Consider the following 26740-nt stretch of genomic DNA (forward strand, 5'->3'; position numbering starts at 1 on the left):
CACCATCAGGCGCTGCCCATGAGCGATCCGACGATGCCGTCGCCTTCGTCCCCCGACGTGCCGCCACCAGGCGAGCGTGCCGCTGGCCCTGAGTCCGGGGGCACGGCGATTTACGGCGTAGGCACGGACATCCTCCAGATCAGCCGTGTTGTCGGCGTCATGACGCGCACCCATGGGCGGTTCGCCGAGCGCGTGCTGGGGCCCGAGGAACTCAAGGTTTATCACGCGCGTCAGAGCCGGTCCGCCGTGCGCGGACTCGCGTATCTGTGCACGCGCTTCGCGGCGAAAGAGGCCGTGTCGAAGGCCATCGGGCTGGGTATGCGGTGGCCGATGACGTGGCGTGCCGTGCAAACGCTCAATGCGCCGTCGGGCAAGCCGGTCGTGGTGGCGTCGGGGGAGTTGGTGCAGTGGCTGGCCGAGCGGCAACTGTCGATCGAGATTTCGATCACGGACGAGAAAGAGTATGCGGTCGCCTTTGCGATCGCATCACGTAACGTAGGCAACATTCGCAATATTGCATCGGAGAAAACGCAATGACGAAGCGCAGGCCGGGCCCGGTGATGCTGGACGTCGTCGGGCTGACCCTCAGCGAAGACGACGTCCGTCGCATCGACCATCCGTTGACCGGGGGGGTGATCCTGTTCGCCCGCAACTTTGACGATCGCGCGCAACTGTGCGCGCTCACGAAGCAGATTCGCGACCTGCGCGACGACATCGTGATCGCTGTCGATCATGAGGGCGGGCGCGTGCAGCGCTTTCGTACCGACGGCTTCACGCACCTGCCGGCCATGGGCAAGCTGGGCAAGCTCTGGCACGACGACGTGTTCAAGGCGACGCGCGTGGCGACGGCCGTCGGCTATGTGCTGGCGGCCGAATTGCGCGCGTGCGATATCGACCTGAGCTTCACCCCCGTGCTGGACCTGGACTACGGAACGTCGGCGGTCATCGGCGATCGTGCGTTTGACGCCGACCCGCGCGTGGTGGCCATGCTGGCCAAGAGCCTCAATCACGGCCTGCTTCTCGCCGGGATGGCGAACTGCGGCAAGCACTTCCCGGGGCATGGTTTCGTGGCGGCCGACTCGCACCACGAAATTCCGGTTGACGAGCGCTCGCTCGACGAGATCCTCAGCGTCGATGCGCAACCGTATGACTGGCTCGGCATGTCGCTGGCGGCGGTCATGCCGGCGCACGTGATTTATCCGCAGGTCGATTCGAACCCCGCCGGATTCTCGGCCAAGTGGCTCAAGGAAATCCTGCGCGGCAAGTATGCGTTCGACGGTGTGATTTTCAGCGACGACCTGTCGATGCAAGGGGCGAGCGCCGCTGGCGATGTCGTGACGGCGGCGCATGCCGCCATGGCGGCCGGCTGCGACATGGTCCTCATCTGCAACAGTCCGGAAAAGGCGGACCGATTGCTGCATGAGATGAAGTCGGTGCCCGATACCGCGTCTCAGCGCCGCATCAAGCATCTGCAGGGCCGCGGCAAGGTGCACGGCTGGGAAAAGATGCTCGCGCAGCCGGAATATCAGGCGGCGAAGCGTCTGATCGTGGAGACGTTCGGCGCGTAAGCGAGACACGCCCGCCAAGCAAAAAAGCGCTCAACCCTGACGGGAAGAGCGCTTTTTTTGTTGCCTGACGGTCGCGGATCGCGCCGCGTCGTCCGTAGACGGCGCGGGCGGCGTCGCAATCGTTTAGACGCGGCTGCGGTACTCGTCGGTACGCGTATCGATTTCGATCTTGTCGCCGGTGTTGACGAACAGCGGCACCTGGATTTCCAGCAGATCGTTGATCTTGGCGTTCTTCAGCACGCGGCCCGACGACGTATCGCCCTTGACGGCCGGTTCGGTGTATTCCACAACGCGCACGAGCGAGGTCGGCAGGTCGACCGAGATGGCCTTTTCATTGTAGAAAACGACTTCGCACTTCATGCCGTCTTCGAGGTACTTGATCGCGTCGCCCATGTTTTCGGCTTCGACTTCGTACTGGTTGTAGTCGGCGTCCATGAACACGTACATCGGGTCGGCGAAGTACGAGTAGGTCACTTCCTTCTTGTCGAGCACAACGACGTCGAACTTGTCGTCGGCCTTGTAGGCGAATTCGCCACGGCCTTCGCCCATCAACTTCTTGTACTTCATCTTGACGACGCTGGAGTTGCGGCCCGACTTGACGTATTCGGTCTTCAGCACGACATTGGGCTCACCGTCGATCATGACGACGTTACCGACGCGGAGTTCTTGAGCGGTTTTCATAAAAAACGAGATCCTGTGACGAAATAAGCGATTTGCCGCTTGTTGAGCGCTTCCATACGCCCACTCGCCGCTTGATTCCCGCGCCCGCCTGGAAACGGTCCGGTGCAGCAGGTTCAGCAGCAAAGCGTTGAAAAACCAGCTATTTTACCTGATTTTCGGCGAAGCTTGCCAACTGTCGCGCGAGGTCGGGGAGGGCCGCCTGCCTGCCTGCCCACGCCCGCGCATGGCGATTCAGTTCGGGCAGGACGGCGGCCAGTGCCGGCCAGTCGGGCGGGGGGCTGGCGTAGCCGTTCCAGAGATGCCAGAAAGTGCGCAGCGCCTCGCGTGCATCGTGTCCCAAGGCGCCGGTTGCCGGCGAGTCGGCGCTCGGATCGCTCAGATAGCGGTCGAGAAACGCGTCGAGTTTCACGTGGTGCGCGTTGTCGTCCTGCGGATAGATATGCCAGACGAGCGGCTTCGCCGCCCATTGCGCGCGCACGAACGAATCTTCTCCACGCACAAAATTGAGATCGCACGCCCACAGCAGCGCGTCGAACTCGGATTGCGCAACGAATGGCAGTCCATACGCCGTCAGTGCTCCTTGCGTTGCACAGTCGCGTGGCGCCAGTACCTCGCGGCCAAACCACGCGCCGACCGACGGTGCGATCCGACCTGGCGGGACCAGGCAGACGATGGGCGTCTCGCTGGCGGCCCATTGCGCAAGCAACCCCGGAAGCGCGGCGTTCTCATACGTGAAGAGCGATACCACCAGCGTGTCCCTCGGTGCGCCCGGGAGTCCGAGCGTGCGCTGCCACCAGGCGTCGCGAAGCGCCGGCGATGCAAGGAAGGCGTCTCTGCGCGAGAACAGCTCCCGTTCGCGCGCGAGCCCACCCGTGCGTTCCGTGAAGCCCGGGAAGAAGAACGTTTTGACGAGCCCCAGTTGCGGGTGTATCGACTTTTGCAGATGACATCCCTCGACCCAGTCTTCGGCGCTCAGGTACTCGAGGTTGATCCACACCGGCGCGTGTCCCGCCTGTTTGCGCACATGCATCGCCTGAACGCAGGCGTCGGGAATCTGGCAGGCAAACGCTTCGATGACGACATCGCCCGGCGCATTGTCGTCAGTGATCGGGCCGAAGTCGGCATCCCATCGGCGTACGTCCACGCCGTCGCAGCGTTGTCGGGCCAGGGAGGGATCGATGTCGGGACGCAGGTGACGGAAGCTCGCGAGGTCGTCGACCCATAGCCGCACCGACCAGCCATGTTCGCGCACGAGTTGTCGCGCGAGCCGCCAGCACACGCCGATGTCGCCGAAATTGTCGACGACGGTGCAGAACAGATCGCAGCGCGGCACCGGAGGCAGGGTGGTTGCGGCGGGCGAGAACGTAGTGGGCAGGGACATTGAGAGGCGGCAACCCGGATTGGTCTAAACTTCGGATTCTAGTCCCTGCGCCTGCTGGCGACGCGTGACGATGCCGTCGCACACAATTTGCGTGCCGCCGCGATCGCACGGTTTCGCCCCCGGGGACGCTCCGATGCCTGAGTTCATGACTGAAGACGCCCACGACGTCACGCCGCCGCGCAAGTCCCGCAAAGCCAAATCCGCCACGGCCCCCGCGGTCGCCACGACGGCGGATGCCGCTCAGCCCCCCGCCGAGGCGTTGCCCGACAGCGCGGCGTTCGACGCCCGCACGGTGCTTGCCCAGTTGCCGAACCTGCCTGGCGTCTATCGCTACTACGACGCAGCGGGCAGCGTGCTGTACGTCGGCAAGGCTCGCAATCTGAAGAAGCGCGTGTCGAGCTACTTCAACAAGACGCAGCTTTCCCCACGCATTGCGCTCATGGTTGCGCGCATCGCGAAGCTCGAGACGACTGTCACGCGCTCGGAGACCGAAGCGCTGCTGCTTGAGAACAATCTGATCAAGGCGTTGCATCCGCGTTACAACATCCTGTTTCGCGACGACAAGTCGTATCCGTTTCTCAAGCTCACGCAGCACAAGTATCCGCGCATGGCCTACTATCGCGGCTCGGTGGATCGCCGTGGACAGTATTTCGGACCATTTCCCAGCGCTTGGGCCGTGCGCGAGAGCATTCAGATCCTGCAGAAAGTATTCCAACTGCGTACCTGCGAGGACTCCGTCTTCACGAATCGCACGCGGCCGTGCCTGCTGCATCAGATCGCGCGGTGCAGCGCGCCTTGCGTGGGCGCCATTCAGGATGAAGATTACGCACGCGATGTGAATAACGCGGCGGCGTTTCTCTCGGGGCGTCAGAGCGAAGTGCTCAGTGCGCTCGAAGCGAAGATGATGACGTACGCTCAGGCGCTCCAGTTCGAGCAGGCCGCCGTGGTGCGTAATCAGATGCAGGCGCTCTCGGGCGTGCTGCAACAGCAGTCCGTCGAGACGGCGGGGGATGTCGATGCCGATATCCTCGCCGTCGCCTATGCGGGCGGGCGCGCGTGTGTGAACCTCGCGATGGTGCGGGGTGGGCGCCATCTTGGCGACAAGGCGTATTTTCCGGCGCACGTGGAGCGCGGTGTCGAAGGCGGGATTGCCGACGAATTCGAGCCGGACGAGGCGCTCGCGCCGGACACGTCCGAGGCCAACGCGGACGATGCCGCCACACAGGCGCGCGAGATCGCCAACGACATGCCGTCGGATACCCCGTTGGCATCGCTCGAATCGCGTTTGCTCGAGGCCTTCGTCGCGCAGCACTACCTGGGCCAGTCGGTGCCGCCGGTACTGGTCGTGAGCCATGCGTTGCCGAGCGACGAGTTGCTCGCCGCGTTGTCCGAGCAAGCGGGCAGGCGCATTGCGATGGTGCGTCAGCCGCAGGGGCAACGGCGTGCCTGGCTCGACATGGCGCTGCAGGGCGCGCAGCTCGCGCTCACGCGATTGTTGACGGAGCAGGGGAGTCAGCAGGCGCGCACGCACGCGTTGGTGCAAACGATCGGACTCGACATCGACGATCCGGCGCGGTTGCGGGTGGAGTGCTTCGACATCAGCCACACGCAAGGCGAGGCGACGCAGGCGTCGTGCGTGGTGTTCCATCATCACAAGATGCAGACGAGCGAATACCGGCGCTACAACATCGCGGGCATTACGCCGGGCGACGACTATGCGGCAATGCGCCAGGTGCTCACGCGCCGCTATGGTCGTTTGATGGAGGCGGCCGCTCACGTGACCGATGCGGCCGATCCGTCCTCCGTGGCCGCCGACGTGGCGCGCGCCGAAGCCGAGACGCGCGTGCTGCCGGACGACGGGGCGGCGCTGCCGGCCGGCGAGTCTGCCGATGCAGGCGCCGCAACGGCCGCGCCCGAAGCGTCTGACGGGGAAGCGAATTTGCCGCAGCTCGTGCTGATCGACGGTGGCAAGGGGCAGGTCGAGGTGGCGCGCCAGGTGTTCGTCGAACTGGGGATCGACATCGGTCGATTGGTCGGCGTGGCGAAGGGCGAGGGCCGCAAAGTGGGGCTTGAGACGCTGATCTTTGCCGATGGACGCGCGCCGCTGGAATTGGGGCGCGAGAGTGCCGTGCTGATGCTGATCGCGCAGATTCGTGACGAGGCGCACCGGTTTGCGATCACGGGCATGCGGGCCAAGCGCGCGAAGGCGCGTCAGACGTCACGGCTTGAGGAGATCGAGGGCATCGGAGCGAAGCGCCGTCAGCGCCTGCTGATGCGGTTCGGCGGGTTGCAAGGGGTGGCGTCGGCCAGCGTGGACGAACTGGCCAGTGTCGACGGCATTTCGACAACGCTCGCCGAGCAGATCTATCGCCAACTGCACTGACGCGCGCAGCGCGTCACGTATCGCCGTGGAACAGCAGGCGCATGACGGTCTCGTTGTCGACGGTCTCGCCGGACAGCGTGCGGGCGAGCAGCTCGCCGCCGACGACGGGCGGCGCAAAAATCATGTCGGGCTGAACACGTTTGAGTTTGCTCAGGTGCTTGCTGTCGTTGACGGACGCGATGGTGCGCACCGTTGGCGCGATCTCTTTCGCGGCGAGCACGATGAAGGCGTTCTCCGAGTCGTCGGCCCGCAGGGCGAGCACGGCCTTGGCGTGTTCGATGCCGGCGTGGGTGAGCACGGTGTTGTCGCTGGCATCGCCGTGCATGACATCCGCCTCCTCGGGATACGGGTTATCGCTCCCGCTCGCGATGATGACCGTGACCGACCAGCCGCGCTTGGTGAGTTCGTGGTGCACGTTGATCGCGAGCGGCGATACGCCGGCCACGATGAAGTGGTTCTTTCGTATCACGTGAGTGAACCTCCCCGAGAGAATTTTCTTTAGGTTGCCGCCGACGAGCGGGCCGATGACGACGGTCAGCGACGTTGCGAAGACACTGATCCCGAAGACGATGACCGAGGCGGTGAACAGGCGTGCGTCGACGCTGTGCGGCACGATGTCGCCGTAGCCGACGGTCGTCATCGTGACGATGGCGAAGTAGAACGCCGTGGCCAGGTCGGTGACGGGCGGCGCGAACTCGTGGCCGAGATACATGGTGCCGAACGTCGCGTAGACGAGCAGCGCGAACACGGCGACGAGCGTGTAGAGCGTGGCCGCCGCGAAGCTGGCGCGGTCGAATTCCCGCCAGTACCAGAGCAAAAGCGCAACGCAGGCGAGCGAGAGCGCGAACGTCAGGTCGAAGCGAAGGTTCAGGTGGAAATTGATGGCGGCGGCCAGCACGAGCATGACGAGCGTGAAGGCCCAGGCGGTGCGCGCGCGGATGACGAGTCCGCAGGCGAGCGCGATGAGCGACAGGCCGGAGAGCGCACGGGGCAGATGCGAGAAGTCGATGCGCTCGATGGCGTTCAAGCCGAAGAGCAACCGCGGCAGGTGGCTGGCTTCGATGCGCGCGAGCGCCGAGAGGTCGCCGCGCACGAAGAGATCGATGAGCAGTGAACCGGGCACGCGCAGCAGCACGGAGGCGACGAGCAGCAGGCCGTCGATCCCGACCAGTGCCGCGATGAGGATGTGGGGTGACAGCAGCGGTCGTCGTAATGTGGGCAAGGGCCAGGGCGGTTTCACGAGATCGGCGCTATTGGCGGAGGGTTGCAAGCAAGATAGGGGCACACCGACGCACATGTCAACCGCTGCGCGGCGCCTCGGCCTTGTCGCTACGGGGCAGACACGGCACAATGCGGGTCTGGTACGGCTGCCGAGGGCGCCGTGTGTCGACCGCCGTTTGCCGAACTCATGCTGCCATGCCCTTTAACGTCCCGATATTACTGACCTGGCTCCGGATCGTGCTGATCCCGCTGGTGGTCGGCGTCTATTACGTGCCGCCGACCTGGTTGTCGCCGGTCGAGATGAATTGGGTGGCCTGCGGCGTGTTTGTGCTGGCGGCGCTGACCGACTGGTTCGATGGCTTTCTCGCACGGCGCTGGAACCAGACGTCGGCGTTCGGCGCGTTCCTGGACCCGGTGGCGGACAAGCTGATGGTCGCGGCGGCGCTGCTGATGCTGTTGCAGATGGGGCGGATCAATGCGTTGGTGGCGTTGATCATCATTGGCCGCGAGATCACGATTTCGGCGTTGCGTGAGTGGATGGCGCAGATTGGCGCGTCGCGCAGCGTGGCGGTGCATCAGTTGGGCAAGGTCAAGACGGCGGCGCAGATGGTGGCGATTCCGCTGTTGCTGTTCAACGGCACGGTCGTCTGGGGGGCGTGGCACTTCGACTCACGGTTCTGGGGGACATGGTTGATCTACGTGGCGGCGATTCTCACGTTGTGGTCGATGATGTATTATCTGCGCCGCGCGTGGCCGCAGATTCGAGAGCGGGGCGCGGGCAAGATGTGAGTGCAAGTCCCTGAAGACGCGGGATTTGCGCGGTCGGAGAGAATAATCTTCACAAATTTTCGGTGCGGATGCTTGACACTGAATCACGGTTTAGACATAATCTCCTTCTCGCTGCTACGGCGCTAGCCCAGCAGCGAAGTTTTAAGAAACGGTTGGATTGGTAGTACGCATGACAATGCGGGAGTAGCTCAGTTGGTAGAGCGCAACCGTGCCAAGGTTGAGGTCGCGAGTTCGAGACTCGTCTCCCGCTCCAGTTTTCACACTGGACATTGAGTGAAGCAATCCTTGGTGTTCGGTGTCATGCGGGAGTAGCTCAGTTGGTAGAGCGCAACCTTGCCAAGGTTGAGGTCGCGAGTTCGAGACTCGTCTCCCGCTCCAAATCCAGAGGGAAGCCTGGCTTCCCTTTTTATTTGCCGAAAAGCCCGCGGCGATCGATCCGAAGGGCGCCCTCGATGGCAACACCGAGCGGTTACAATGCGGCATATCCCAATGGCGGGATGGCAGAGTGGTCATGCAGCGGCCTGCAAAGCCGTGTACGCCGGTTCGATTCCGACTCCCGCCTCCAAAATTCAAAAGCCCTGACTTGTCAGGGCTTTTTCTTTTTCCGCCGTTGATACGGCGCGTCCATGCAGATGCTGGTGCGCTGTCAAGTGCCGCTCGTTCATAGCGTTGCGCGGCTCACCCATGTCAGCATCATGGTCCGTTGAGAATTGCCGCATTAATATTCTGAGAACGATCCCAGGCATCGGAAATCGATGAAAGACATGACCGTCCCGAAACTGTTTTGCGTGAGCGCATTTTTGACGAGCACGCATTGCCGATGCTGGAACGGGCTAGTGATGCACGTGTTTGCATTGGCCAGACACGCACGGATTGCCCGCCAGCTTCGCAAGCGCTTGGGCATGGCGCAGCACCTCGCGAACCTCCAAAGGCCCACCGTGACCCATGTGGAACCGCTTGCCGCCGCTCTGCACCATCCGAATCAGTTCACGCGACACCGTGGCGGGGTCATCTTCAAACGGCGGTCGAATGGCTCGCCCCTTTCGAATCACGCCACCGATAAGGATGCCTGAGGCGATCAGGTCGCCAACCATCATGTCCTGGGACGACAACTCCACGGCAATCGAGCCGGGCGTATGGCCGCCCGTATGCCGCACGATGCCATCAACCCCGAAGTCGAGCAGGTTCACCGTGTGGCCGTTGCTCATCATGATGTCCGGGACAAAGCCGTCGTATGGTTCATGCGGAACTGGCGTCTTGAGAAACAGCTTGCCGACCCAACTCGTCGTGCAATAGGTCATCGGCTCCTTGCGGCTGTAAAAATCCGCGTCATTCTGATGCGCCAGAATGGGCGCGCCCGACAATGCGCGCACACGTGCCGCGCTGCCGGCGTGATCGGTATGCGCATGCGTGACAACGATCAACTTGATGTCGCGAAACGTCAGGCCGTGTTCGGCGAGCACCTTGCCGATCTTGAGCTCCGATCCGGGAATGCCGGTGTCAATGAGTACACAACCGGCCTCGCTGCGGATGAGATGGGCGTTGACCATACCGAAAGGCAAGATCGGAATGGTAATGATCTGGGTCTGAAACATGACGTAATCCTTGGATAGGCAAGTAGACGGTGGCATGCGGTCTATGGTGTCGTGGCGAAGTCTTCGTCATCGCTGCGATGCGGTGCGAAGCGTTGCGTGGTGCCCGCGATCATGTTGCGCTCGGCAGGAGGCGCTTCCGCAGGCTCGATCAGTGCGGGCGTTGCAGCTGCTAACGGCGTGGCAAAGTCCCGGATCAGGTCTGACAGGTCGCCCGGTGCTTCCAGGGGCGAGAGATGGCCGATGCCCGACAAAATATGCAAAGTGGCGTGCGGTATGCGCGTCATCAACTCCTGCCGCAGCACAGCAGGGGGATCGACCTGATCTTTTTCGCCTGAAATGACGAGTGTGGGAACGCGAATCAGTGCGGCTTGCGCGCTGATGTCTTCCTGGCTGGCGGCCAGCGGCCACGCCACTTTGGCTGCGGGCGCTCCGCGCAGGCTGTCCTGCACGACGGTTTCCAGATCGTCCGGCTGAAGCGGACTGGCTGCCAGCACCTGCCGGACGGTGGCCAGGATGCTTTCCCGGCTATCGTAGGCGCTGACCATGTCTTGCCTGACGGCAAGCGGCACGCGCATCGGCGATGGCGGCGATGGTGCCACCAGCACCAGTCCCGCCAATCCTGCCGGGTGGCGCGATGCCAGCAGTTGCGCGACTTTGCCACCCATCGAATGCCCGACCAAGAGGTAATGGTCGAGGCCGAGGCTTTCGATCAGCCGTTGGGCATCGTCGGCCAGCGTCGCGAGCGTATAACCACTGGATGGTTTGTCCGACTGGCCCCAGCCGCGCTGATCGAGCGCGATGGTGCGAAAAGCGGGCCTGAGGCGCTGGGTGACATGCCGCCACGTGCGCGACGACCCGCCCCAGTAATGCAGGAACACGAGCACCGGAGCGGTTATCCCGAGATCCTCGACATGTAGTTGGACGGTGTCCGAAAGGGTGTTCATGAAACGGCTCCTGAAACAGGCTGGCAGTGAGGATATTGCGGCTGTGGTGATCTCAGGCGGCGGCCTGAAGGATGAAGTCAGCGACGACAACGGGATGCGACAACATCGGCACATGGCTGGAAGCAACACGCTTGACCGTTGCATTCATGCGCGCGGCCATGCGTTCCTGATCCACGCGCAGGATGGCCTGATCGTCTTCGCCAATCAGGTAGAAGGTGGGACGACTGCGCCATGCGGCCTGTGTCAGCGTGCCGCCGAGCGCCGCGCCGTTGATCGGGCCTTGCGTGGCATGGACGACTGTCTGCTCGGCGGGGGCGAGGTCCTGTGCGAACAGGGTGGCGACGCCTTTGGCGGTGAGCGACAGGAACCCTTGCGCGTCGGGCCTGATTTCGTCGTTGAGCGGGGCGGCTTCGAACTGGGCGAAGAGCGAGCCGGCTGATTCGCCCGCATCCGGCGCAAAGGCGTCGATGTACACGAGCCGTTTGACCTTGGGATCGTTGCCTGCCTGCCCGATCACCGCGCCCGCATAGCTGTGACCCACCAGAACCACATCGCCCTGCGCCAGCGCGATGGCACGGCCAACCGCCGCGACATCGGCCTCGAAACTGGTGAGCGGAAGCTGGACGGCAGTCACGGCCATGCCCTTGGCGGCCAGCAGAGGGATGATCTTGGCCCAGCTGGAGCCATCAGCCCAGGCGCCGTGAACGAGGATTACGTTAGAGATCGAGTTGGATACAGAGACAGTCATCGTATTTCTCCTTGAATATATGGTTTGGGGGAAGAGGCTTAGCCGTGCCAGTGTGAGCAGCGGATGACGGAGCAGAAATTCCCGCGATGGAAATGCGGCGCCTTGTCGGCGATCACATCTGCCTTGACGTTGCCGAATGTGGTGTCGGGCTTATGCTTGATGCCGTCGTAGAAGGCCTGGATGATGTCTTCCTTGAAGGCGGGGGTGCGTGGAAAGGCGGCGACCACGGCCTCACGGATGTCCTCGGGATAGCGGTCATAGGTCAGGCCGAGCACGTCCATCTCAACGCCTGCGGTGGTAAGGGCGATCACCGGATGCATGAATTCGGGTACGCCCGGCGTGGTGTGCAGCGCAATGCCGGTCCACACCTTTTCAATGTCGGCGGGGTCGAGCTTGTAGCTTTGCAGGAAGTCGCGGGCGGCGTTCGCCCCATCCACTTCGAAGCGCAGGTCGGCGCTGCTGTGCGACGGCATCAGACCGACATCGTGGAACATCGTCGCCGCGTAAAGCAGCTCCGGATTGAAGGTCAGTCCGCGTTGCTGCCCGGCGAGGGCGCCGAAGAAATAGACCCGGCTCGAATGGTTGAACAGCAGCTCGGTCTCGGTATCGCGCACAAATTCGGTGATCGCCCGGGCCAAGGCGCTGTCGGGAATGGCAATGCCATTGATGGCCGGCGTTGCATGATGATGGTGGGTCAAGATGGTTCTCCGTAGGTAGCGAACTTGGCGGGTATCGGATGAATGCGCCAGCGACGGTGCTGACGGCCATTGCCGTGGATCGAATGCGTGGTTTGGCTGGCGCCCGACTAGGACCTCGCAGCCGACCTAGTCATCATCGCGACAATCCGGTGTGGCAGCAATCGCATTGATCCGCGAAAAACCGCCAAGCGTGAGTGATAAACTGCCAGCGGCGTTTCGGGCGAATGGGAGTCCGAAAAACGGATCAATCTTGGCGCGGGGGCACGGGTACTGATGGCAAAGCGAGAAGTTGCAATCGTCATTTTCGACGGCGTTCAAGCGCTTGACGTAGCCGGCCCACTTGATGTCTTCACGGCAGCCAATGGCTTCTTGCCGGAGCAGGACCATTACCAATGCGTTCTGGTGGCAAGCAACACACAGCGCCTGCGCAGTTCCAACGGAATGTGGATGATGGCTGATCTGAGCTTCGATCAGGCAGACCGCGCTTTTGACACGGTGCTGGTGGCAGGCGGCCCGCACCTTCCCGCAAGTCCACCCGACGATGCCTTGTCGGCATGGCTGAGGCGATGGGGTGTCGCGGCCCAGCGATATGGCTCGATTTGCACGGGCGCTTTTGCGCTAGGCCATGCCGGACTGCTCGATGACCGAACCGTCACGACGCATTGGATTTGTTCGGAGCAGCTCGCAACGCAGTTCCCTGCAGCGCGGGTGGAGCATGACCGGATCTATTCTCGTGACGATCGCTTGGTGACCTCCGCCGGCGTGACGGCCGGCATTGACCTCAGCCTCTCTCTGGTGGGTGAAGATCACGGACCTGCGCTTTCTCTCGCATGCGCCAAGGCGCTCGTTGTTATCGCGCAGCGCCAGGGAGGCCAATCTCAGTTCAGCCCCCTGTTGATCTCGGCCCGTGACCCGGAAACTCCGCTGGGCAGGGTGCAAACCTACGTAATGGAACATATCCGCGAGGCGTTCCCGGTTGAGCGGCTCGCTGATATCGGCGGTGTAAGCCCGCGTAGTATTGCGCGGCTCTTCGTGAGTGAACTGAGCGTAACCCCGCATGAATTCGTGGAAGGGGTTCGCCTGGATCAAGCTCGCAAACTTCTGGAGTCCACCGAGGCGGCCCTCAAGACCATCGCTTTCGACTGTGGTTTTACCAGTCCCGACCATATGCGCAGCGCGTTTCAGCGGCGACTCAACGTCACGCCTCAGCAATATCGAGGAAGCTTCAAAACCGTGTAGAAGAATTTGCCTCGGTGAAGTTGGCCCTTCGTTGTTGAACGGCTCACTCGCCGGCAGTTTCGCGCAACACTCATGCCGCCGCGCCGAGGCGCGCGACTACCTGAGCGCGTGGTGACCAAAGCGTTCAACGGGAAAATCAATGAACGCGCGTGCGCGTGCCGACTGATTCAGTTTGTTCGGGTAGTAGACGAACAAATCGACATCCGGCGGAACGTGTTCGGGGAGTACCGCGCGCAGTCGCCCGCTCTCCACGAGATCCACCGGCCGATCCGTCACGTCCAATTGCACTTCCACGTGGGGGTGCCGCTTGGCGAATTCGGAAAGGAGCGGCGCAATCACGGTGCGCCCGAACCCCATGGGCGCGTTGACGCGCAACAGGCCTCGCGGCACTGACCGGCTCGACGATACCGCATCCTCCATCTCTCGGATCTCGGCCAGGATGCGCGTCGCATGAACTCACGTGGGGGGGCGCAAGCGACGGGCGGGCGGTGCGGACCGACCAGCATCGGCCAGCAACGTCGCTTTGCCCCCCCCGCCATTGCGTCAACCGATGGAGCGACGTGCGATGACGCGTCGTGACAACAGCAGCAGCACCGTCAGCACGCAAAAAATGGCGCCTGCGTAAAACGTCGCCATGGCGCCGACCCGATCCCACAGCATGCCGGCAATGACGCTCGACCCGAGCGTGACGATGCCGCTCACCAGGTTGAAAACACCAAAGGCCGTCCCCCGCAATTGGGCCGGCGCCGTCTGGGCGACCATCGTGGCCAGCAGCCCCTGGGTCATGCCCATATGCAATCCCCAAAGGGCGACACCGACGAGCAGTACCGTCCAATGGTTGCCGTGCGCGAGCACGATGTCGGACGCGAACAACATCACAAGGCCCGCGATGAGCAATCGGGTGTGGCTCATCTGGTCGGCGAGCTTTCCGAAGGGATAGGCCGACAGCGCATAGACGGCGTTCATTGCCACCATCACCAGCGGCACCCATGCGACAGGCACGCCGCTGTCCATGGCCCGCAGCACCAGGAATGCTTCGCTGAATCGCGCCAGCGCAAATACGCCCCCCACGCCGACGACCCACCAATAGCCGCGTCCGAGGCGTTTTGCGTTCTCCCAGCGAATCGGGTTGACCCGCTTGGCCCCGCGGTCGTGAGCGGGTTCTTCAATGCCCAGCGTGAGCAGCGCCACGGCGATCACGCCGGGGATCATGGCCAGCCAGAAGGCCAGCCGAAAGTTGTCCGATCCTGCGAGCATGATGAGAACCGCCAGCAACGGTCCCAGGAACGCGCCCACCGTGTCCAGTGCCTGTCGCAAGCCGAACGCCGCGCCGCGCAGGTGGGGTGGCGTAACGTCGGCCACCAGCGCGTCGCGTGGGGCACCGCGTACGCCCTTGCCAACACGATCGAGCACGCGCGCGGTCACGACAACCCCGATCGTGGGCGCGATGGCGAACAACGGTTTGCTGATCGCACCGAGACCGTATCCCAAGACCGCAAGCCACTTGCGATTACGCAAATAATCGCTGAGCGTTCCGGAAAACACTTTCACGATTGGGGCCGTGGCTTCGGCGATCCCTTCGATCAGGCCGATCGTCGTCGCGCTCGCGCCGAGACTTGCCATCAGAAACATCGGCAGGAGGCTGTGGATGATCTCGGATGAAATGTCCATGAACAGACTGACGAAACCGAGTATCCACACGCTTCGTGGGATCTGTTGCAGTACCTTCGTTCGCGGGTTGGCTGACATCGAACATTTCCGAGGGGCGGCGGAATCGAGTGGGGGGCTGGACCTGCCTTCCACAGGGTAAACCACCTGCAGGTTAGCTGGCAGGCACGTTTTCGGCTATTACTATTGTTGGGATTGCCCTGCCGCCGGAGCGACTGCTGCTGTGCGTCGTCACCCTGCCAGGGGGCAACCGCGGAACGACGTGTCCGAGCGTGCCGGCTGGAAAGCGCCCGAACTCTTCTCTACAATGAAAATCCGCACTCGAAGCCGAAACCGAACATCGGCTTGCGAGCCCGCCGGCTGCGCTGGCGAACGCCGGCAATCAAGGAAGGCAACCATGTCGACACTGATCGAAACGATGACGGGCGCGATCGACGGCCTACTGCCGGAACTCGAGGCGATCTACAAGGACCTTCACCAGCATCCGGAACTGTCGATGCAGGAAGTCCGCACCGCACGGATCGTGGCGGACTACGTCGAGAAGCTCGGCTATGAAGTCGCGCGCAACGTGGGCGTGACCGGAGTGGTGGCCGTGCTTCGCAACGGCGCCGGGCCGACGGTGATGCTGCGTGCCGACATGGACGCGCTGCCGATGGCCGAAGCCACCGGACTGCCCTATGCCAGCACGGTGAGCGCGAAGGATGAAGACGGCGTCGAGGTCGGTGTCGCACACTCGTGCGGTCACGATATGCACGTGACCTGGCTGATGGGCGTCGCGCGACTGATGGCCGAACATCGCGACGCCTGGCACGGCACCCTGATGGCCGTTTTCCAGCCCGGAGAAGAAGTCGCCCGCGGCGCGCGCAGCATGATGGACGATGGGATGACGCAGCGCTTTCCGAAGCCCGACGTGATTCTCGGCCAGCACGTGATGGTCGGCGCGGCGGGCACGGTGGGCTATCGAAGCGGCACGATTCTCTCCGCCGGCGACAGTCTCAAGGTCAAGCTGTTCGGCCGTGGCTCGCATGGGTCGCAGCCCCAGACGTCGATCGATCCGGTCATCATGGCGGCGTCCACGACGCTGCGCCTGCAGACGATCGTGTCGCGCGAAATTTCGCCACGCGACAGTGCGGTGTTGACCGTCGGGGCCCTGCAGGCGGGAACGAAAGAAAACATCATCCCCGACGACGCCACGCTCAAGCTCAATGTGCGCACATTCGACGAAGACGTGCGCGAGTACATGCTCGGTGCGATCCGTCGTATCTGCTGTGCGGAGTGCGCCGCCTCGAACGCCCCGCGCGATCCGGAGTTCACAACGCTGTCGAGCTACCCGCTTACGGTCAACGATGCCGCGACCCACGCGCGCCTGCTTGCCGCCTTCGAAGCCCATTTCGGCGAGCGCGTTTATGAAACGCAGCCCGCAGCGGCCAGCGAGGACTTCAGCGTGTTCGGCCGTGAATGGAAGGTGCCGTATGCCTTCTGGTTCGTCGGCGGCACCGATCCCGAGGTGTTCCGGCGCGCCGTGGCGGCGAAGCGGATCAACGAGATTCCGAGCAATCATTCGCCGAAATTCGCACCAGTGATCGAGCCAACGCTGCGCACCGGGTTGGAGGCCATGCTGTGCGCCGCCGGCGTGTGGCTCGCCCAACACGACGCAGCGGCATGAATTCCCACACGGTCTATCTCGTTCTCGACCTGATCGGTACCTTCGCCTTCGCGCTCAGCGGCGCGGTCGCGGCGCGTCAACGGCGACTCGATCTCTTCGGCATTGCGGCAGTGTCGTTCATGGTGGCTTGCGGCGGCGGTATCATCCGCGATGTCTGTATCGGCGCGATTCCGCCCACCGGACTCTCGAACTGGCGCTATCTAGCGGTGTCGTTGCTGGCATCCGTCGTGGTAATTGCCGCCTACGCGCCGGTTCGCCGGATGCACCAGCCAGTGCTCTTCTTCGACGCGATCGGGCTCGGCCTGTTTGCGGTCTCGGGCGCGCAGAAGGCACTGGCCTTCACACACAGCGCCGAACTGGCGATTCTGCTGGGGATCGTGAGCGCGGTCGGTGGCGGCGTCATGCGCGACGTGCTGCTATCGCGCGTGCCATCCATTCTGGACCGGGAAATTTATGCCTCGGCGGCGCTTGTCGGCGCGGGCGTGCAAGTCGGTTTCTTCTATGCGGGATGGACGGACTGGTGGACGCCGTGGTTTGCCACGTTTGCCTGCGTCGCGCTGCGTCTCGCGTCACTTCGTTTCGGCTGGGGGCTGCCGGTATTCGGCAAGCCGCGCGTGATCGACGGCCCCGACGGAAAGTAGTGGGGCTTCCGGCAGGCAGGACCGCGAAACACAACCGGCCGTCAAACGTCGACTGTCAAAGGCGCTGTGCTCGCGTGCCGGGCTGCGGCATTACGCTTGCGGACCGGCCGATTCCTGCGCGCGACGCAGACGCTCGCGGCTGTTGGTGAGGTGCGTGCGCATGGCCGCGCGCGCCGCTTCCGGATCGTGTCGCGCAATGGCGTTATAGATGTCTTCGTGCTCGCGATTCACGCGATTGAGATACGACACCTGGTCGTCGTCGGCGAGCTCGGCGGAATTCACGCGCGTACGTGGAATGATCGTGTTGCCGAGCTGCTCGAGAATGTCGTGGAAATAGCGGTTGCCGGTAGCGTTGGCCACTTGCAGATGGAACGCGACGTCGGCCGTCACCGCATTGCCCGTGCGTTGGCGCACGTGCATCTCGAAGTCGTCCAGCGCCTGACGCATCAGCTTGAGCTGTGTGTCGGTACGGCGATTCGCCGCCAGCCCGGCCGCTTCCGTTTCCAGCGAAATACGCAGCTCCAGGATCGCCATCACGTCGAGCATTGTGAGGATGCGGTTGGTGTCGACCTGCAATGAATTCTCGCGCGGCGCTTCGAGCACGAAGGTGCCGATGCCGTGGCGCGTTTCCACCAGTTGCGCGGCTTGCAGTCGCGAGATCGCTTCGCGGACCACGGTGCGGCTCACGCCCAGGCTTTCCATGATGGCCGACTCGGTCGGCAGCTTGTCGCCCGGGCGGAACGTCCCGCTGCGGATCTGCTCGGACAACGCGCTCACCACCTCTTCCGTGAGGCTGCGAGACTTGCGGCGAGGACGTGCGGGCAACGGGCTGGTCATGGACATGGCGTTGGTTGGAATGTTGGGTGACGACAGAACGCCCCCAGTTTACCTTATCGCCGGTCGCATACATACGACAACCGATAAGAATCGACCGCCAACGCCACCCCCTAATCGGTATCAGGCATTGGCGGCCGAAAGTACCACCTCGTGCGACTTCTCGCGACCACTCATGACTGCCTGGGCCGGCACGCGCACGGCGCCAGCCCGGACAGCTTTCCTACGGACGAACCCGCGTCAGAAATCGACGCGGATCCCCAGCATGCCGACCACCTGCGAACTCGTCGCCGACGGCGTGCTGTTCTGCGAGTCGCCCACCGCCGGGCCGGCATTGATGATGCTCGCCGCATTGGCCGAGAGCGACTTGCCGTTGGCGTGCTGCCAGGCTTCGAGCGCGTACAGCGAGGTGCGCTTCGAGAGCGAATACACTTGCGCAAGCGAGACCTGATGATAGGTGGCGGCATCGGTGATGCCGTTCGCCTTCGAGGCCGCCGTGTAGCTGTACGCCGCCGCCAGACGCCACTGCGGCGACACGACCCACGACGCATGCACGCCCGCGGTATTGAAGATGGCGGTGTCATGGAAGAGCGACGCCGCGCCCGGCTTGTACTGCACGTTGCTGTAAGTCGCGCCCAGCGTCACGCTGCCGATCGTGTAAATACCGGCCACGGCGATGTGTTGCAGCACATCGGCAGTGACATAGCCCTGGTTGAGGGAGGACGTGCCCGGCGTGCCGGTCGACGCACCATTCCACGTCGCCCCGCTGCCGCCCACGTTGTTCAGGCGCAGGTAGCCGGCGGCCAGCGAGAGCGGGCCACCGTCGTAGCGCAGCGCGCCGGAGTAAGTGTTGCCCTTGCTGAACGCACCGGCCTGTCCGCCAAAGCCGTATTGCAGGCTGGCCGTCACGCCCCACATCACCGGCGACGTGTAGGTCACCGAGTTGTTGATGCGGATGGTGGTGTCGAGACCGTCGATATCGCCCGGGTGTGCGCCGGTCGCGCCCGTCACGTAGGTCGTCGGGCCGATGGTGCCGACCATCAGGTAGTACGGCGTGTACTGACGGCCGATGGTAACCGTGCCGAGCCGATCGTTCTTCAGGCCGACGAAGGCTTGACGATTGAACATCGAACCGGACGCGCCGAGTGTGCCATTGTTGAGGTCGAACCCGTTTTCCAACTGAAACAAGGCCTTGGTGCCACCGCCCAGATCCTCGGTGCCGCGCAGGCCCCAGCGACTCCCCGCCAGATTGCCGCTGCGCAGATAGGTGTTCGACTTGCCGTTCTGGTTGCTGCTGTACGTCATGGCATCGTCGACGATGCCATATAGCGTTACGCTCGACTGCGCAAACGCCGGGACGGCGCCAGCGGCGAGCCCGGCCAATACGAGCCCGGCAAACAATTTCGAATGTCTCACGACTTCTCCTTTTGTGGTGTGTTTTCTTGGACTTCGCTTGAAACGTTGTTGCATGCTCACGGGGGACTAAAAACGGGGTGCCCGGCCGCTCCAGTCGGGTTGGTATTTGCGCATCTGGATGGCGTCGTTGCGAGTGCGCACGCCGCAACGCAGAAACTGCTCGTGCAACTTGGCCAACTGGTCCTGATCGATCTCGAGACCCAGCCCAGGGGCCCGCGTCACGGCGACTGCGCCATTGCGAATGGCGATCTTGCCGCCGCGCACGACTTCCTCATCCGGCGCTTGCCACGGGTAATGCGTATCGCAGGCGTACGACAGGCGCGGCACGCTGGCGGCCAGATGCGTCATGGCCATCAAGCTGATGCCGAGGTGGGAGTTGGAATGCATCGACAGTCCGAGATCGAACGTCTCGCACATGCGCGCGAGCAGTTGGGTGTCGCGCAATCCGCCCCAGTAGTGATGGTCGGAAAGGATGATCTGCGCACCATTCAGTCGCACGTTCTCGCGGAACTGCCGCAGGTCGGTCACGACCATGTTCGTGGCGAGCGGCATGCCCGTGGCGCGATGCAGTTCCGCCATGCCTTCCAGCGTGGGCGTCGGATCTTCGTAGTACTCGAGATCGCCGGCGAGTTCGCGGCCCATTGCGATCGCAGTGGCGAGCGACCAGTTGCCATTCGGATCGATGCGCAACGGCTTGTCCGGAAAGGCGCGCTTGAGCGCCTTGATGCACTTCACCTCTTCCGACGGTTCGAGCACCCCGGCCTTGAGCTTGATGCTACCGAAGCCGTGGGCGTCGATCATCGTGCGTGCCTGGGCAACGAGTTGTTCGGCGTTGAGCGTTTCCCCCCAAGGGTCGAGCGGATAACCGGTCGCCGGCATGTCGATGTGCTGCGCGTACTTGAAGAACAGATACGCGCTGTAAGGCACCTCGGGACGGACTGCGCCGCCGAGCAGTTCGACCAGCGGAATACCCAGATGACGCGCCTGCAGATCGAGGAAGGGCACCTCGAACGCGGCGTAGATCTTCTCGGCGTCCTTGCGCGGATCGGTGCCCGGCGCGAGTTCGTATTCCACGCGCTCACCGCGCACGCCCTGACGCACTACCGCCGCGACGCGCGCGCGCAAGCCGTTGGTGTCGAACGGATCCATGCCGATCAGGTGCGCTCGGGTGCTGTCAAGCAACGCCAGCACTGGCGCGTCGCCGTACGTTTCGCCGAGGCCCACGTGACCGTTATCGGTCTCGATCTCGATGATCGAACGCAGCGCATACGGCTCGTGAATGCCGGCCGCGTTAAGCAACGGTGGGTCGCGAAAAGCGATGGGGGTGATCGTGATGCGGCGAATTTTCACAGCGACTCATCCTCCGGCTCCAGGGGGAGCAGGGCAAGGGACGGAAACGCAAATTGCGTTTTGTGGACTACTTTTACGTCATCGTATGACTGGCCGTAATTTAGGTGACGGACGGGACGTCTCTCTATCGGTGAAATCCCTGATGTGTATCGAAAGATCCCACTAAAATCCCCGGAATTTCGACAAATAATCAATCGAATAGGAATCTCTTAGGGAAATCTCTGAGATGTTCCGACGTGTCTCCTGATTGCAAATTCACCTTTCAAGTCATATGATGACTTACGAGAAATTCAACACGAAGAGGAGACAGCATGACCTTCAGCCGCAGAGGATTCTGGCAACGCACGCTTGGCGCACTGGCATGTGCGACCGTATTGGGAAGCATCGCGAGTACCGCAACCGCTGCGCCGGTCGCGCTGAACATTGTCGACGTGGCGGGTAACCTCGCCCTCACGCAGAAGGGCTTCGAGGCCTTCCGCGACAAGTACCCGGATCTTGTTTCCAAGATCACGTTTACCAACGCGCCCGCTCCACAACTGCCGGGCAAGATCAAGGCCATGCAAGCGGCGGGTCGTTCCGACATCGACATCGTGCTCACGGGTACCGATGCGCTTGCCGCCGGTATTCAGCAAAACCTCTGGCAGCGTCTGCTGCCTGATGACAGCGCAAAGCTGCCGGGCGTACTCGACAAGTACTCGCCTAACGTGCGCGCGATGCAGGAACTCTCAAAGGGCTACGGTATTACCGTGACGTATAGCCCGGGAGGACCGCTCATTGAATACAACCCGGCCAAGGTCAGTCATCCGCCGAAGACAGCCGCCGAGCTGCTCTCGTGGTGCAAGGCCAATCCGGGAAAGCTGATTTATGCACGTCCGGCCAACTCGGGCCCGGGCCGCGCATTCCTCATGGGGTTGCCGTATCTGCTGGGCGACAAGGACCCGCACGATCCGATCAAGGGCTGGGACAAGACGTGGGCGTTCCTGAAGGAACTCGACTCGTGCATTCCCTATTACCCGGGCGGCACGTCGGCGGTGATGAAGGAACTGGGTGAGGGCAGTCGCGACATGACCGTGACCATGACGGGTTGGGACATCAACCCGCGCGCCTTGGGCATCGTGCCGGCAAGCTTCAAGGTGCAGGCCTTCGACAAGTTCACGTGGGTCAATGATGCGCATTACATCGTCGTGCCCAAGGGCGTTGCCAAAGAGAAGATGGAAGTCATTCTCAAGCTGATCAACTTCATGCTCGAGCCTGCGCAACAGGCGCTCGCCTACGACGACGGCTACTTCTACCCGGGCCCCGCCGTGAAGGATGTGCCGTTGTCCGCCGCGCCGGCGAAGAGCCAGGAAGTGATTGCGAAGTATGGCCGTGCGGAATACGCGAAGCTCATCGCCGACTTCCCGCATGCCGTGCCGCTCGATGCGACCGCAATGGTCGCCGCATTCCAGAAATGGGATGCCGAGATCGGCGCGCGCAAATCGAAGTGACCGGAGTGATCGGAGTCGTCCATGAAGCACAACTTTCAACACCTGCGCCTCGACAACGTTGCGCGCGCTTTCACCAACGCGGAAGGTCAGTCCGTGGCCGCCTTGAACGGCCTGGACCTGACCATCGAGCGCGGCGAATTCATCGCGCTGCTGGGGCCGTCGGGATGCGGTAAATCCACCGCGCTCAACTGTATTGCCGGACTGACGCCGCTGACCGGCGGCGCCATCTGGCTAGACGACGAGCGCATTGACGTGCTGCCAAGCGAGAAGCGCGGCTTCGGCATGGTCTTTCAGAACTACGCGCTGTTTCCGCACATGAGCGTGCTCGATAACGTGGGCTTCGGCCTGCGCATGCGCGGCATGCCGCGTGCGGAGATCGAGAAGCGGGCCCGTGCGGCCTTGCAACTCGTGCAGCTCGTGGGGCACGAGCGCAAGCTGCCGGGCCAGCTCTCCGGCGGGCAGCAGCAGCGCGTGGCCATCGCTCGCGCCATCGTGATCGAGCCGCCCGTCGTGCTGATGGACGAGCCGCTCTCGAACCTCGATGCGAAGTTGCGCATCGAGATGCGCGCCGAGATTCGCCGCATTCACGGCGAACTCGACCGCGCCACGATCTACGTGACGCACGATCAGGACGAAGCGCTCTCGATGGCCGATCGCATCGTGGTGATGAAGGAAGGCGTCGTGCAGCAGATCGGTGTGCCGCGCGATGTTTATTGCCGTCCGCGCAATCTGCATGTGGCGCGCTTCATGGGCTATCGCAACGTGTTCGACGTGTCGATCACGTCGGCGCAGGGCGATCGCGCCCGTGTGTCGAGCGGTGGTGCGTCGTTCGACGGCGTGCTCATGGAGTCGCCCGGCAGCGAGGGCAAGGTCAGCGTGGCGATTCGTCCCGACGATTTCGAGCGTGCACAGGCCGCCAATGACAACGCGTTCGATACGGTCGTGGAGACCGTCGAATACGGTGGCCGAGATTCGTTGTTGCGGGTGGCGTCGCCCTTTGGTCCGTTGTATGCGCGCCTGCCCGGCGACTATGCCGTGGGTGAGCGCGTGCCACTTTGCGTGCCGGTCGAGCGCACGCTCGTCTACGCCGGAGAGCGCGCATGAGTGCCGCCGCGTCCTCCCCGTCGCTCACGCCGGCCGCGCGCTTCGACGGCCGTGGCTGGCTCGTGGCCCCGGCGCTCGTGTGCCTGCTCGCGATGTTCGTGTACCCGTTCGCCTACGGCCTGTTCCTGTCCTTCCAGCCGATGGAGGGCGGCGTCTTCGCGAACTACGTGAAGTTCTTCACCGACCCGACGCTGTGGCCGACGGTGCTCATCACGCTTAAGCTCGCCGTGCCGGCCACGTTGATCAACGTCGGCGCGTCGATTCCGGCGGCGTTCGCGCTGCGCAAGAGCACGCGTGCGTCGAAGTTCGTGACGATGCTGCTCGTTGTGCCCGTCACGCTCGGCACGGTGCTGATCGCCGACGGCATGCTGACGTACTATGGACCGAACGGCTGGGTCCCGCAGGCATTGCATGCGCTGCATCTCTACAGCGACGAAGTCCGCCTGACGCACAACTATTGGGGCGTGTTGATCTCGCTGGTGATTTCCGGTTTCCCGTTCGCGTTCCTGCTGATTCTGTCGTACGTAACGGGTATCGATCCGACGCTCGCGCGTGCGGCCGGCACGCTTGGCGCCGGGCCGTGGCAACAGTTCCGGCTGATCTATTTGCCGCTGCTGGTGCCGGGATTGACGATGGCGGCGTGCCTGTCGTTCGTGCAGGCGTTCTCGGTGTTCCCGTCGGCGGTGCTGCTCGGAGTGCCGGCCGGGGCCACACGCGTGGTGTCGATCGCAGCGTATGAAGCCGCGTTCGAGAGCTACGACTACTCGCTGGCGTCGTGCGTGGCGATCGTGATGGGCTTCGTGCAGTTGCTGATCGTGGCAGGGATGCTCGGCGCGCGCCGGGCCTTCTATAGCGGTCCGACCACGGGAGGCAAGGGATGAGCGCCACCAACAAGCATTTGGCCGGAACCCTGGCCGCGCAAAACGGAGATTTCATGACCACGCCTTCGCCCGTGAGTTCGCTGGCGGCTGCCCCCACGACCCGACGCAAGATGCGCCGTGAAGGACCGGGCTCGCGTCTGTGGCGTGTGCTGGTGTGGGGCGCGATGATCTTCTTCCTCGTGAACGTGGGGTTGATGATCGCCACCGTCACGATGAACTCGCTGGCCACCCGCTGGTTCGGCACGCCGCTGCCGCAAGGCTTCACGCTGCATTGGTACGCACAGGCATGGCGCGATTTCCAGCTTGCCGATGTGCTGTGGGTCACCATGGAGGTCGTGGGTGCGGTCGTGCTGCTGTCGATTGCGCTGGGCGTGCCTGCGGCGTATGCGCTGGCGCGTGCGCAGTTCCCCGGCAAGAAGCTCGCGATGCTGGTGTTCCTGCTGCCGTTGATGGTGCCGCCGGTCACCTACGGCATTCCGATGGCGACGGTGCTCTACAAGGTCGGGCTGGGGGGCACGCTCGCGGGGGTGATTCTCGCGAACCTCGTGCCGTCGCTGCCGTTTGTGATTCTCGTGATGACGCCGTTCATCGAGCAGATCGATCCGAATCTCGAAGCCGCCGCGCGCATCTTCGGGGCCAACACGCTGAAGTATTTCCGCTACGTCTTGCTGCCGCTGCTGGTGCCGGGGATTCTCGCGGCCGGGTTGCTGGTGCTCGTACGCACCATCGGCATGTTCGAGCTGACGTTCTTCACGGCGGGTCCCGACACGCAGACGCTCGTCGTCGCGCTGTACTACGCGGTGTTCTCGACCGGCGTGCGGGCGCCGCAGTCGATCGACGCCATGGCCATGATCTATATGGCGATCACGCTGTTGTGGGTGCTCATCGCGCTGCAATTCGTGAGTCCGACGCAGCTCGTGAGCCGCGTCAAGGAAGCGCCGAAGGGCGAGTAGGTCGTTGGGAGTGCCGCCGTCGCCTTGGGAGGGTCCGGGGGATGTGCGGCACTTGCCGCTTCCGCTGCCATGGCATTGCCGTCCCCCGCTGTTCTCTCCTTCGCTCCGCGCTGCATTGCGGCGCAGCAAAAAAATCGCTGACATCGGACGGAATAAAGCGTCGCGACCGGGCGTTCTGAGAGTGTCGTCCCCGACATTTCATTCAGGAGCCAATGTCATGAACCAACGTCAATCGATGTCCTCCGTTCTCACCGCACTCGTGGCGGCCGCCGGCCTGTTCGCCGCTGCCGCTGCCCATGCCGAAGCCCCGCTCAAGGCGATGGGCGGCATGATGGTCGATAGCCAGAACCGTACCGTCTACACGTTCGACAAAGATGTGGCCGGCAGCGGCAAGAGCACCTGTAACGGCCCGTGCGCCGATGCGTGGCCGCCCGTGATGGCCGCGCCGGGAGCGAAGGCCGAGGGCGATTACACCGTCGTGACGCGCGACGACGGCACGATGCAATGGGCTTACAAGGGCAAGCCGATGTATCGCTTCTCGAAGGACACCGCCCAGGGCGACATGAAGGGCAACGGCTTCAAGGACGTGTGGCACGTGGTCAAGCCCTGAGCGGGAGCGCACGCAGATCCGACAGGGAGTCAAGGGTGTTGGCGGTCTGGCCGGCCACGCGGCGTAGTGCAAAGTCGCGGCGGCTCAGTATAATTTCGCGGCAAGCGTCGGCGGTCGTCGCCGGCGCTGCTTCGGACTGGCTTGACGCCAGGCACCCTCCGCCAGGACATTTGCCGATGACCGGTCAGGATTTGCCCAGCTTGCTCCCTGGCTTGCTGCCGCGCCTCTGGGCGTTCGCCCTGCGCATTACAGGCGATCGCCACGATGCCGAGGATCTCGTGCAACGTGCCTGCCTGCACGCGCTTGAGCGCGTGCATCAGTGGCAGCCGGGCACCTCGGCGTTGAGCTGGATGTACCGCATCGTGCACACCACGTGGATCAACGAGATCCGTGCGCGTCGTGTCCGCTCGCGCGGCAGCCTGGCCTGGGACGATGCCGACGTCGAGGCGATTCCCGATCTTCAGGCGTCCACGCCCGAAGACCTGGCCAGTTACCATCAGGTGTTCGGCGCCGTCGATCGTCTGCCCGAAGCCCAGCGGCTCGTGGTGCTGCTCGTCGCTGTCGAAGGGCTGAGCTACCAGGAGGCCGCGCTGGTGCTCGACGTGCCCATCGGTACGGTCATGAGCCGCTTGTCTCGCGCACGCCGAACCGTCGGCGACCAGTTCCGTCAATCCAGGGGGCAACCCCGCCGTGCCGACAACGTCGGCCCTGACGCCGGCGCACGTGAGGAGGATGCGTGATGAACGAAGACGATATCCGCCTGCTCGCGTACGTCGACGACACACTCCCCGCTGCCGAGCGGGCCGAGGTCGAAGCGGCCATCGGCGCGTCGCCCGAATTGGCCGACGCGGTCGAGGCGTTGCGCGCGTCGCGCCTGCCGTAT

General features: G+C 63.4%; 24 protein-coding genes, 3 tRNA genes and 1 pseudogene. 16 read left to right on the forward strand and 12 right to left on the reverse strand.

What is annotated here, in order from left to right:
- Positions 1-18 precede the first annotated feature (18 nt).
- Together acpS and nagZ are read left to right on the forward strand one after the other, a co-directional pair.
- Positions 19-537, forward strand: a complete 519-nt coding sequence (acpS, locus tag A985_RS24450; RefSeq protein ID WP_017232518.1) for a holo-ACP synthase — start codon at positions 19-21, stop codon at positions 535-537.
- Complete coding sequence (nagZ, locus tag A985_RS0106125) at positions 534-1568, forward strand: beta-N-acetylhexosaminidase (protein ID WP_017232519.1); 1035 nt, start codon at positions 534-536, stop codon at positions 1566-1568. Before acpS ends, nagZ begins: the two co-directional genes overlap by 4 nt.
- A gap of 123 nt (positions 1569-1691) precedes the next feature.
- Here the strand turns inward: nagZ and efp are convergent, their stop codons facing one another.
- A complete protein-coding gene (efp, locus tag A985_RS0106130) occupies positions 1692-2249 on the reverse strand; it encodes an elongation factor P (protein ID WP_017232520.1) in 558 nt (185 codons plus the stop codon).
- A 139-nt stretch (positions 2250-2388) separates the two neighbouring features.
- Positions 2389-3630, reverse strand: a complete 1242-nt coding sequence (gene earP, locus A985_RS0106135) for an elongation factor P maturation arginine rhamnosyltransferase EarP (protein ID WP_017232521.1) — start codon at positions 3628-3630, stop codon at positions 2389-2391.
- A 145-nt stretch (positions 3631-3775) separates the two neighbouring features.
- On the opposite strand from earP, the gene uvrC reads away from it, so the two are divergent.
- Entirely contained in the window at positions 3776-6013 is a 2238-nt protein-coding gene (gene uvrC / locus A985_RS0106140) for an excinuclease ABC subunit UvrC (RefSeq protein ID WP_157211368.1), read from the forward strand.
- 13 nt (positions 6014-6026) lie between these two features.
- Here uvrC and kch read toward each other — a convergent pair whose 3' ends face one another.
- On the reverse strand, positions 6027-7253 hold the full coding sequence (gene kch, locus A985_RS0106145; protein WP_198288662.1) for a voltage-gated potassium channel protein: 1227 nt from the start codon (positions 7251-7253) through the stop codon (positions 6027-6029).
- 176 nt (positions 7254-7429) lie between these two features.
- Between kch and pgsA the strand changes: the two genes are divergently transcribed.
- The 4 genes from pgsA to A985_RS0106165 all read left to right on the forward strand — a co-directional run bounded on the left by pgsA (position 7430) and on the right by A985_RS0106165 (position 8588).
- On the forward strand, positions 7430-8023 hold the full coding sequence (pgsA, locus tag A985_RS0106150; protein WP_026131696.1) for a CDP-diacylglycerol--glycerol-3-phosphate 3-phosphatidyltransferase: 594 nt from the start codon (positions 7430-7432) through the stop codon (positions 8021-8023).
- Positions 8024-8200: 177 nt separating this feature from the next.
- A tRNA-Gly gene (locus A985_RS0106155) sits at positions 8201-8276 on the forward strand.
- A 49-nt stretch (positions 8277-8325) separates the two neighbouring features.
- Positions 8326-8401, forward strand: a tRNA-Gly gene (locus A985_RS0106160).
- Between the two features lie 113 nt (positions 8402-8514).
- Positions 8515-8588 (forward strand) — tRNA-Cys (locus A985_RS0106165).
- Positions 8589-8856: 268 nt separating this feature from the next.
- Here A985_RS0106165 and A985_RS0106170 read toward each other — a convergent pair.
- The 4 genes from A985_RS0106170 to A985_RS0106185 are packed head-to-tail and all read right to left on the reverse strand — an operon-like array spanning position 8857 to position 12008.
- Entirely contained in the window at positions 8857-9618 is a 762-nt protein-coding gene (locus A985_RS0106170) for an MBL fold metallo-hydrolase (RefSeq protein WP_017232525.1), read from the reverse strand.
- A 41-nt stretch (positions 9619-9659) separates the two neighbouring features.
- Positions 9660-10562 carry an alpha/beta fold hydrolase gene (locus A985_RS0106175; protein WP_017232526.1) on the reverse strand — a complete coding sequence of 301 codons (903 nt, stop codon included), beginning with the start codon at positions 10560-10562 and terminating at the stop codon, positions 9660-9662.
- Positions 10563-10614: 52 nt separating this feature from the next.
- Positions 10615-11310 (reverse strand): alpha/beta fold hydrolase, encoded by a 696-nt coding sequence (locus A985_RS0106180; RefSeq protein ID WP_017232527.1) that lies wholly within the window; start codon positions 11308-11310, stop codon positions 10615-10617.
- Positions 11311-11348: 38 nt separating this feature from the next.
- Complete coding sequence (locus A985_RS0106185) at positions 11349-12008, reverse strand: HD domain-containing protein (protein WP_017232528.1); 660 nt, start codon at positions 12006-12008, stop codon at positions 11349-11351.
- Between the two features lie 273 nt (positions 12009-12281).
- On the opposite strand from A985_RS0106185, the gene A985_RS0106190 reads away from it, so the two are divergent.
- Positions 12282-13247 (forward strand): GlxA family transcriptional regulator, encoded by a 966-nt coding sequence (locus A985_RS0106190; RefSeq protein WP_026131697.1) that lies wholly within the window; start codon positions 12282-12284, stop codon positions 13245-13247.
- A 96-nt stretch (positions 13248-13343) separates the two neighbouring features.
- On the opposite strand, the pseudogene A985_RS0106195 reads toward A985_RS0106190, so the two are convergent.
- Both A985_RS0106195 and A985_RS0106200 read right to left on the reverse strand, forming a co-directional pair.
- Positions 13344-13700: pseudogene (locus tag A985_RS0106195) on the reverse strand (LysR substrate-binding domain-containing protein); the annotation flags it as partial.
- Positions 13701-13790: 90 nt separating this feature from the next.
- The gene (locus A985_RS0106200) at positions 13791-14996 is read right to left on the reverse strand and encodes an MFS transporter (RefSeq protein ID WP_017232532.1); all 1206 of its coding nucleotides are present in this window, start codon (positions 14994-14996) and stop codon (positions 13791-13793) included.
- A gap of 316 nt (positions 14997-15312) precedes the next feature.
- On the opposite strand from A985_RS0106200, the gene A985_RS0106205 reads away from it, so the two are divergent.
- Complete coding sequence (locus A985_RS0106205; protein WP_017232533.1) at positions 15313-16581, forward strand: M20 family metallopeptidase; 1269 nt, start codon at positions 15313-15315, stop codon at positions 16579-16581.
- Complete coding sequence (locus A985_RS0106210) at positions 16578-17222, forward strand: trimeric intracellular cation channel family protein (RefSeq protein ID WP_017232534.1); 645 nt, start codon at positions 16578-16580, stop codon at positions 17220-17222. Before A985_RS0106205 ends, A985_RS0106210 begins: the two co-directional genes overlap by 4 nt.
- Before the next feature lie 90 nt (positions 17223-17312).
- Here A985_RS0106210 and A985_RS0106215 read toward each other — a convergent pair whose 3' ends face one another.
- From A985_RS0106215 to A985_RS0106225, 3 genes are all read right to left on the reverse strand, one after another.
- Positions 17313-18059 (reverse strand): FadR/GntR family transcriptional regulator, encoded by a 747-nt coding sequence (locus tag A985_RS0106215; RefSeq protein WP_017232535.1) that lies wholly within the window; start codon positions 18057-18059, stop codon positions 17313-17315.
- 237 nt (positions 18060-18296) lie between these two features.
- Positions 18297-19457 (reverse strand): porin, encoded by a 1161-nt coding sequence (locus A985_RS0106220; RefSeq protein WP_017232536.1) that lies wholly within the window; start codon positions 19455-19457, stop codon positions 18297-18299.
- A gap of 81 nt (positions 19458-19538) precedes the next feature.
- On the reverse strand, positions 19539-20822 hold the full coding sequence (locus A985_RS0106225; RefSeq protein ID WP_017232537.1) for a glucarate dehydratase family protein: 1284 nt from the start codon (positions 20820-20822) through the stop codon (positions 19539-19541).
- A gap of 311 nt (positions 20823-21133) precedes the next feature.
- On the opposite strand from A985_RS0106225, the gene A985_RS0106230 reads away from it, so the two are divergent.
- From A985_RS0106230 to A985_RS0106255, 6 genes are all read left to right on the forward strand, one after another.
- Positions 21134-22309 carry an ABC transporter substrate-binding protein gene (locus tag A985_RS0106230; protein ID WP_017232538.1) on the forward strand — a complete coding sequence of 392 codons (1176 nt, stop codon included), beginning with the start codon at positions 21134-21136 and terminating at the stop codon, positions 22307-22309.
- Between the two features lie 21 nt (positions 22310-22330).
- Positions 22331-23413: an ABC transporter ATP-binding protein gene (locus A985_RS0106235; protein WP_017232539.1), complete on the forward strand. Its 1083-nt coding sequence runs from the start codon at positions 22331-22333 to the stop codon at positions 23411-23413.
- Entirely contained in the window at positions 23410-24294 is an 885-nt protein-coding gene (locus A985_RS0106240) for an ABC transporter permease (protein WP_017232540.1), read from the forward strand. Before A985_RS0106235 ends, A985_RS0106240 begins: the two co-directional genes overlap by 4 nt.
- Before the next feature lie 110 nt (positions 24295-24404).
- Positions 24405-25247, forward strand: a complete 843-nt coding sequence (locus tag A985_RS0106245) for an ABC transporter permease (protein WP_232424539.1) — start codon at positions 24405-24407, stop codon at positions 25245-25247.
- A gap of 217 nt (positions 25248-25464) precedes the next feature.
- Positions 25465-25857 carry a hypothetical protein gene (locus A985_RS0106250; RefSeq protein WP_017232542.1) on the forward strand — a complete coding sequence of 131 codons (393 nt, stop codon included), beginning with the start codon at positions 25465-25467 and terminating at the stop codon, positions 25855-25857.
- A gap of 176 nt (positions 25858-26033) precedes the next feature.
- The gene (locus A985_RS0106255) at positions 26034-26597 is read left to right on the forward strand and encodes an RNA polymerase sigma factor (RefSeq protein WP_017232543.1); all 564 of its coding nucleotides are present in this window, start codon (positions 26034-26036) and stop codon (positions 26595-26597) included.
- Positions 26598-26740: the final 143 nt, after the last annotated feature.

The organism is Pandoraea sp. B-6, from assembly GCF_000282835.1.
GTDB classification, from domain to species: domain Bacteria; phylum Pseudomonadota; class Gammaproteobacteria; order Burkholderiales; family Burkholderiaceae; genus Pandoraea; species Pandoraea cepalis.

Bases quoted from the DNA above. Each gene is read 5' to 3' on its own strand.
- acpS (WP_017232518.1), top strand. From the start codon at position 19: ATGAGCGATCCGACGATGCCGTCGCCTTCGTCCCCCGACGTGCCGCCA.
- nagZ (WP_017232519.1), top strand. From the start codon at position 534: ATGACGAAGCGCAGGCCGGGCCCGGTGATGCTGGACGTCGTCGGGCTG.
- efp (WP_017232520.1), bottom strand. From the start codon at position 2,249: ATGAAAACCGCTCAAGAACTCCGCGTCGGTAACGTCGTCATGATCGAC.
- earP (WP_017232521.1), bottom strand. From the start codon at position 3,630: ATGTCCCTGCCCACTACGTTCTCGCCCGCCGCAACCACCCTGCCTCCG.
- uvrC (WP_157211368.1), top strand. From the start codon at position 3,776: ATGACTGAAGACGCCCACGACGTCACGCCGCCGCGCAAGTCCCGCAAA.
- pgsA (WP_026131696.1), top strand. From the start codon at position 7,430: ATGCCCTTTAACGTCCCGATATTACTGACCTGGCTCCGGATCGTGCTG.
- A985_RS0106170 (WP_017232525.1), bottom strand. From the start codon at position 9,618: ATGTTTCAGACCCAGATCATTACCATTCCGATCTTGCCTTTCGGTATG.
- A985_RS0106175 (WP_017232526.1), bottom strand. From the start codon at position 10,562: ATGAACACCCTTTCGGACACCGTCCAACTACATGTCGAGGATCTCGGG.
- A985_RS0106180 (WP_017232527.1), bottom strand. From the start codon at position 11,310: ATGACTGTCTCTGTATCCAACTCGATCTCTAACGTAATCCTCGTTCAC.
- A985_RS0106190 (WP_026131697.1), top strand. From the start codon at position 12,282: ATGGCAAAGCGAGAAGTTGCAATCGTCATTTTCGACGGCGTTCAAGCG.
- A985_RS0106200 (WP_017232532.1), bottom strand. From the start codon at position 14,996: ATGTCAGCCAACCCGCGAACGAAGGTACTGCAACAGATCCCACGAAGC.
- A985_RS0106205 (WP_017232533.1), top strand. From the start codon at position 15,313: ATGTCGACACTGATCGAAACGATGACGGGCGCGATCGACGGCCTACTG.
- A985_RS0106210 (WP_017232534.1), top strand. From the start codon at position 16,578: ATGAATTCCCACACGGTCTATCTCGTTCTCGACCTGATCGGTACCTTC.
- A985_RS0106215 (WP_017232535.1), bottom strand. From the start codon at position 18,059: ATGACCAGCCCGTTGCCCGCACGTCCTCGCCGCAAGTCTCGCAGCCTC.
- A985_RS0106230 (WP_017232538.1), top strand. From the start codon at position 21,134: ATGACCTTCAGCCGCAGAGGATTCTGGCAACGCACGCTTGGCGCACTG.
- A985_RS0106235 (WP_017232539.1), top strand. From the start codon at position 22,331: ATGAAGCACAACTTTCAACACCTGCGCCTCGACAACGTTGCGCGCGCT.
- A985_RS0106240 (WP_017232540.1), top strand. From the start codon at position 23,410: ATGAGTGCCGCCGCGTCCTCCCCGTCGCTCACGCCGGCCGCGCGCTTC.
- A985_RS0106245 (WP_232424539.1), top strand. From the start codon at position 24,405: ATGCGCCGTGAAGGACCGGGCTCGCGTCTGTGGCGTGTGCTGGTGTGG.
- A985_RS0106250 (WP_017232542.1), top strand. From the start codon at position 25,465: ATGAACCAACGTCAATCGATGTCCTCCGTTCTCACCGCACTCGTGGCG.
- A985_RS0106255 (WP_017232543.1), top strand. From the start codon at position 26,034: ATGACCGGTCAGGATTTGCCCAGCTTGCTCCCTGGCTTGCTGCCGCGC.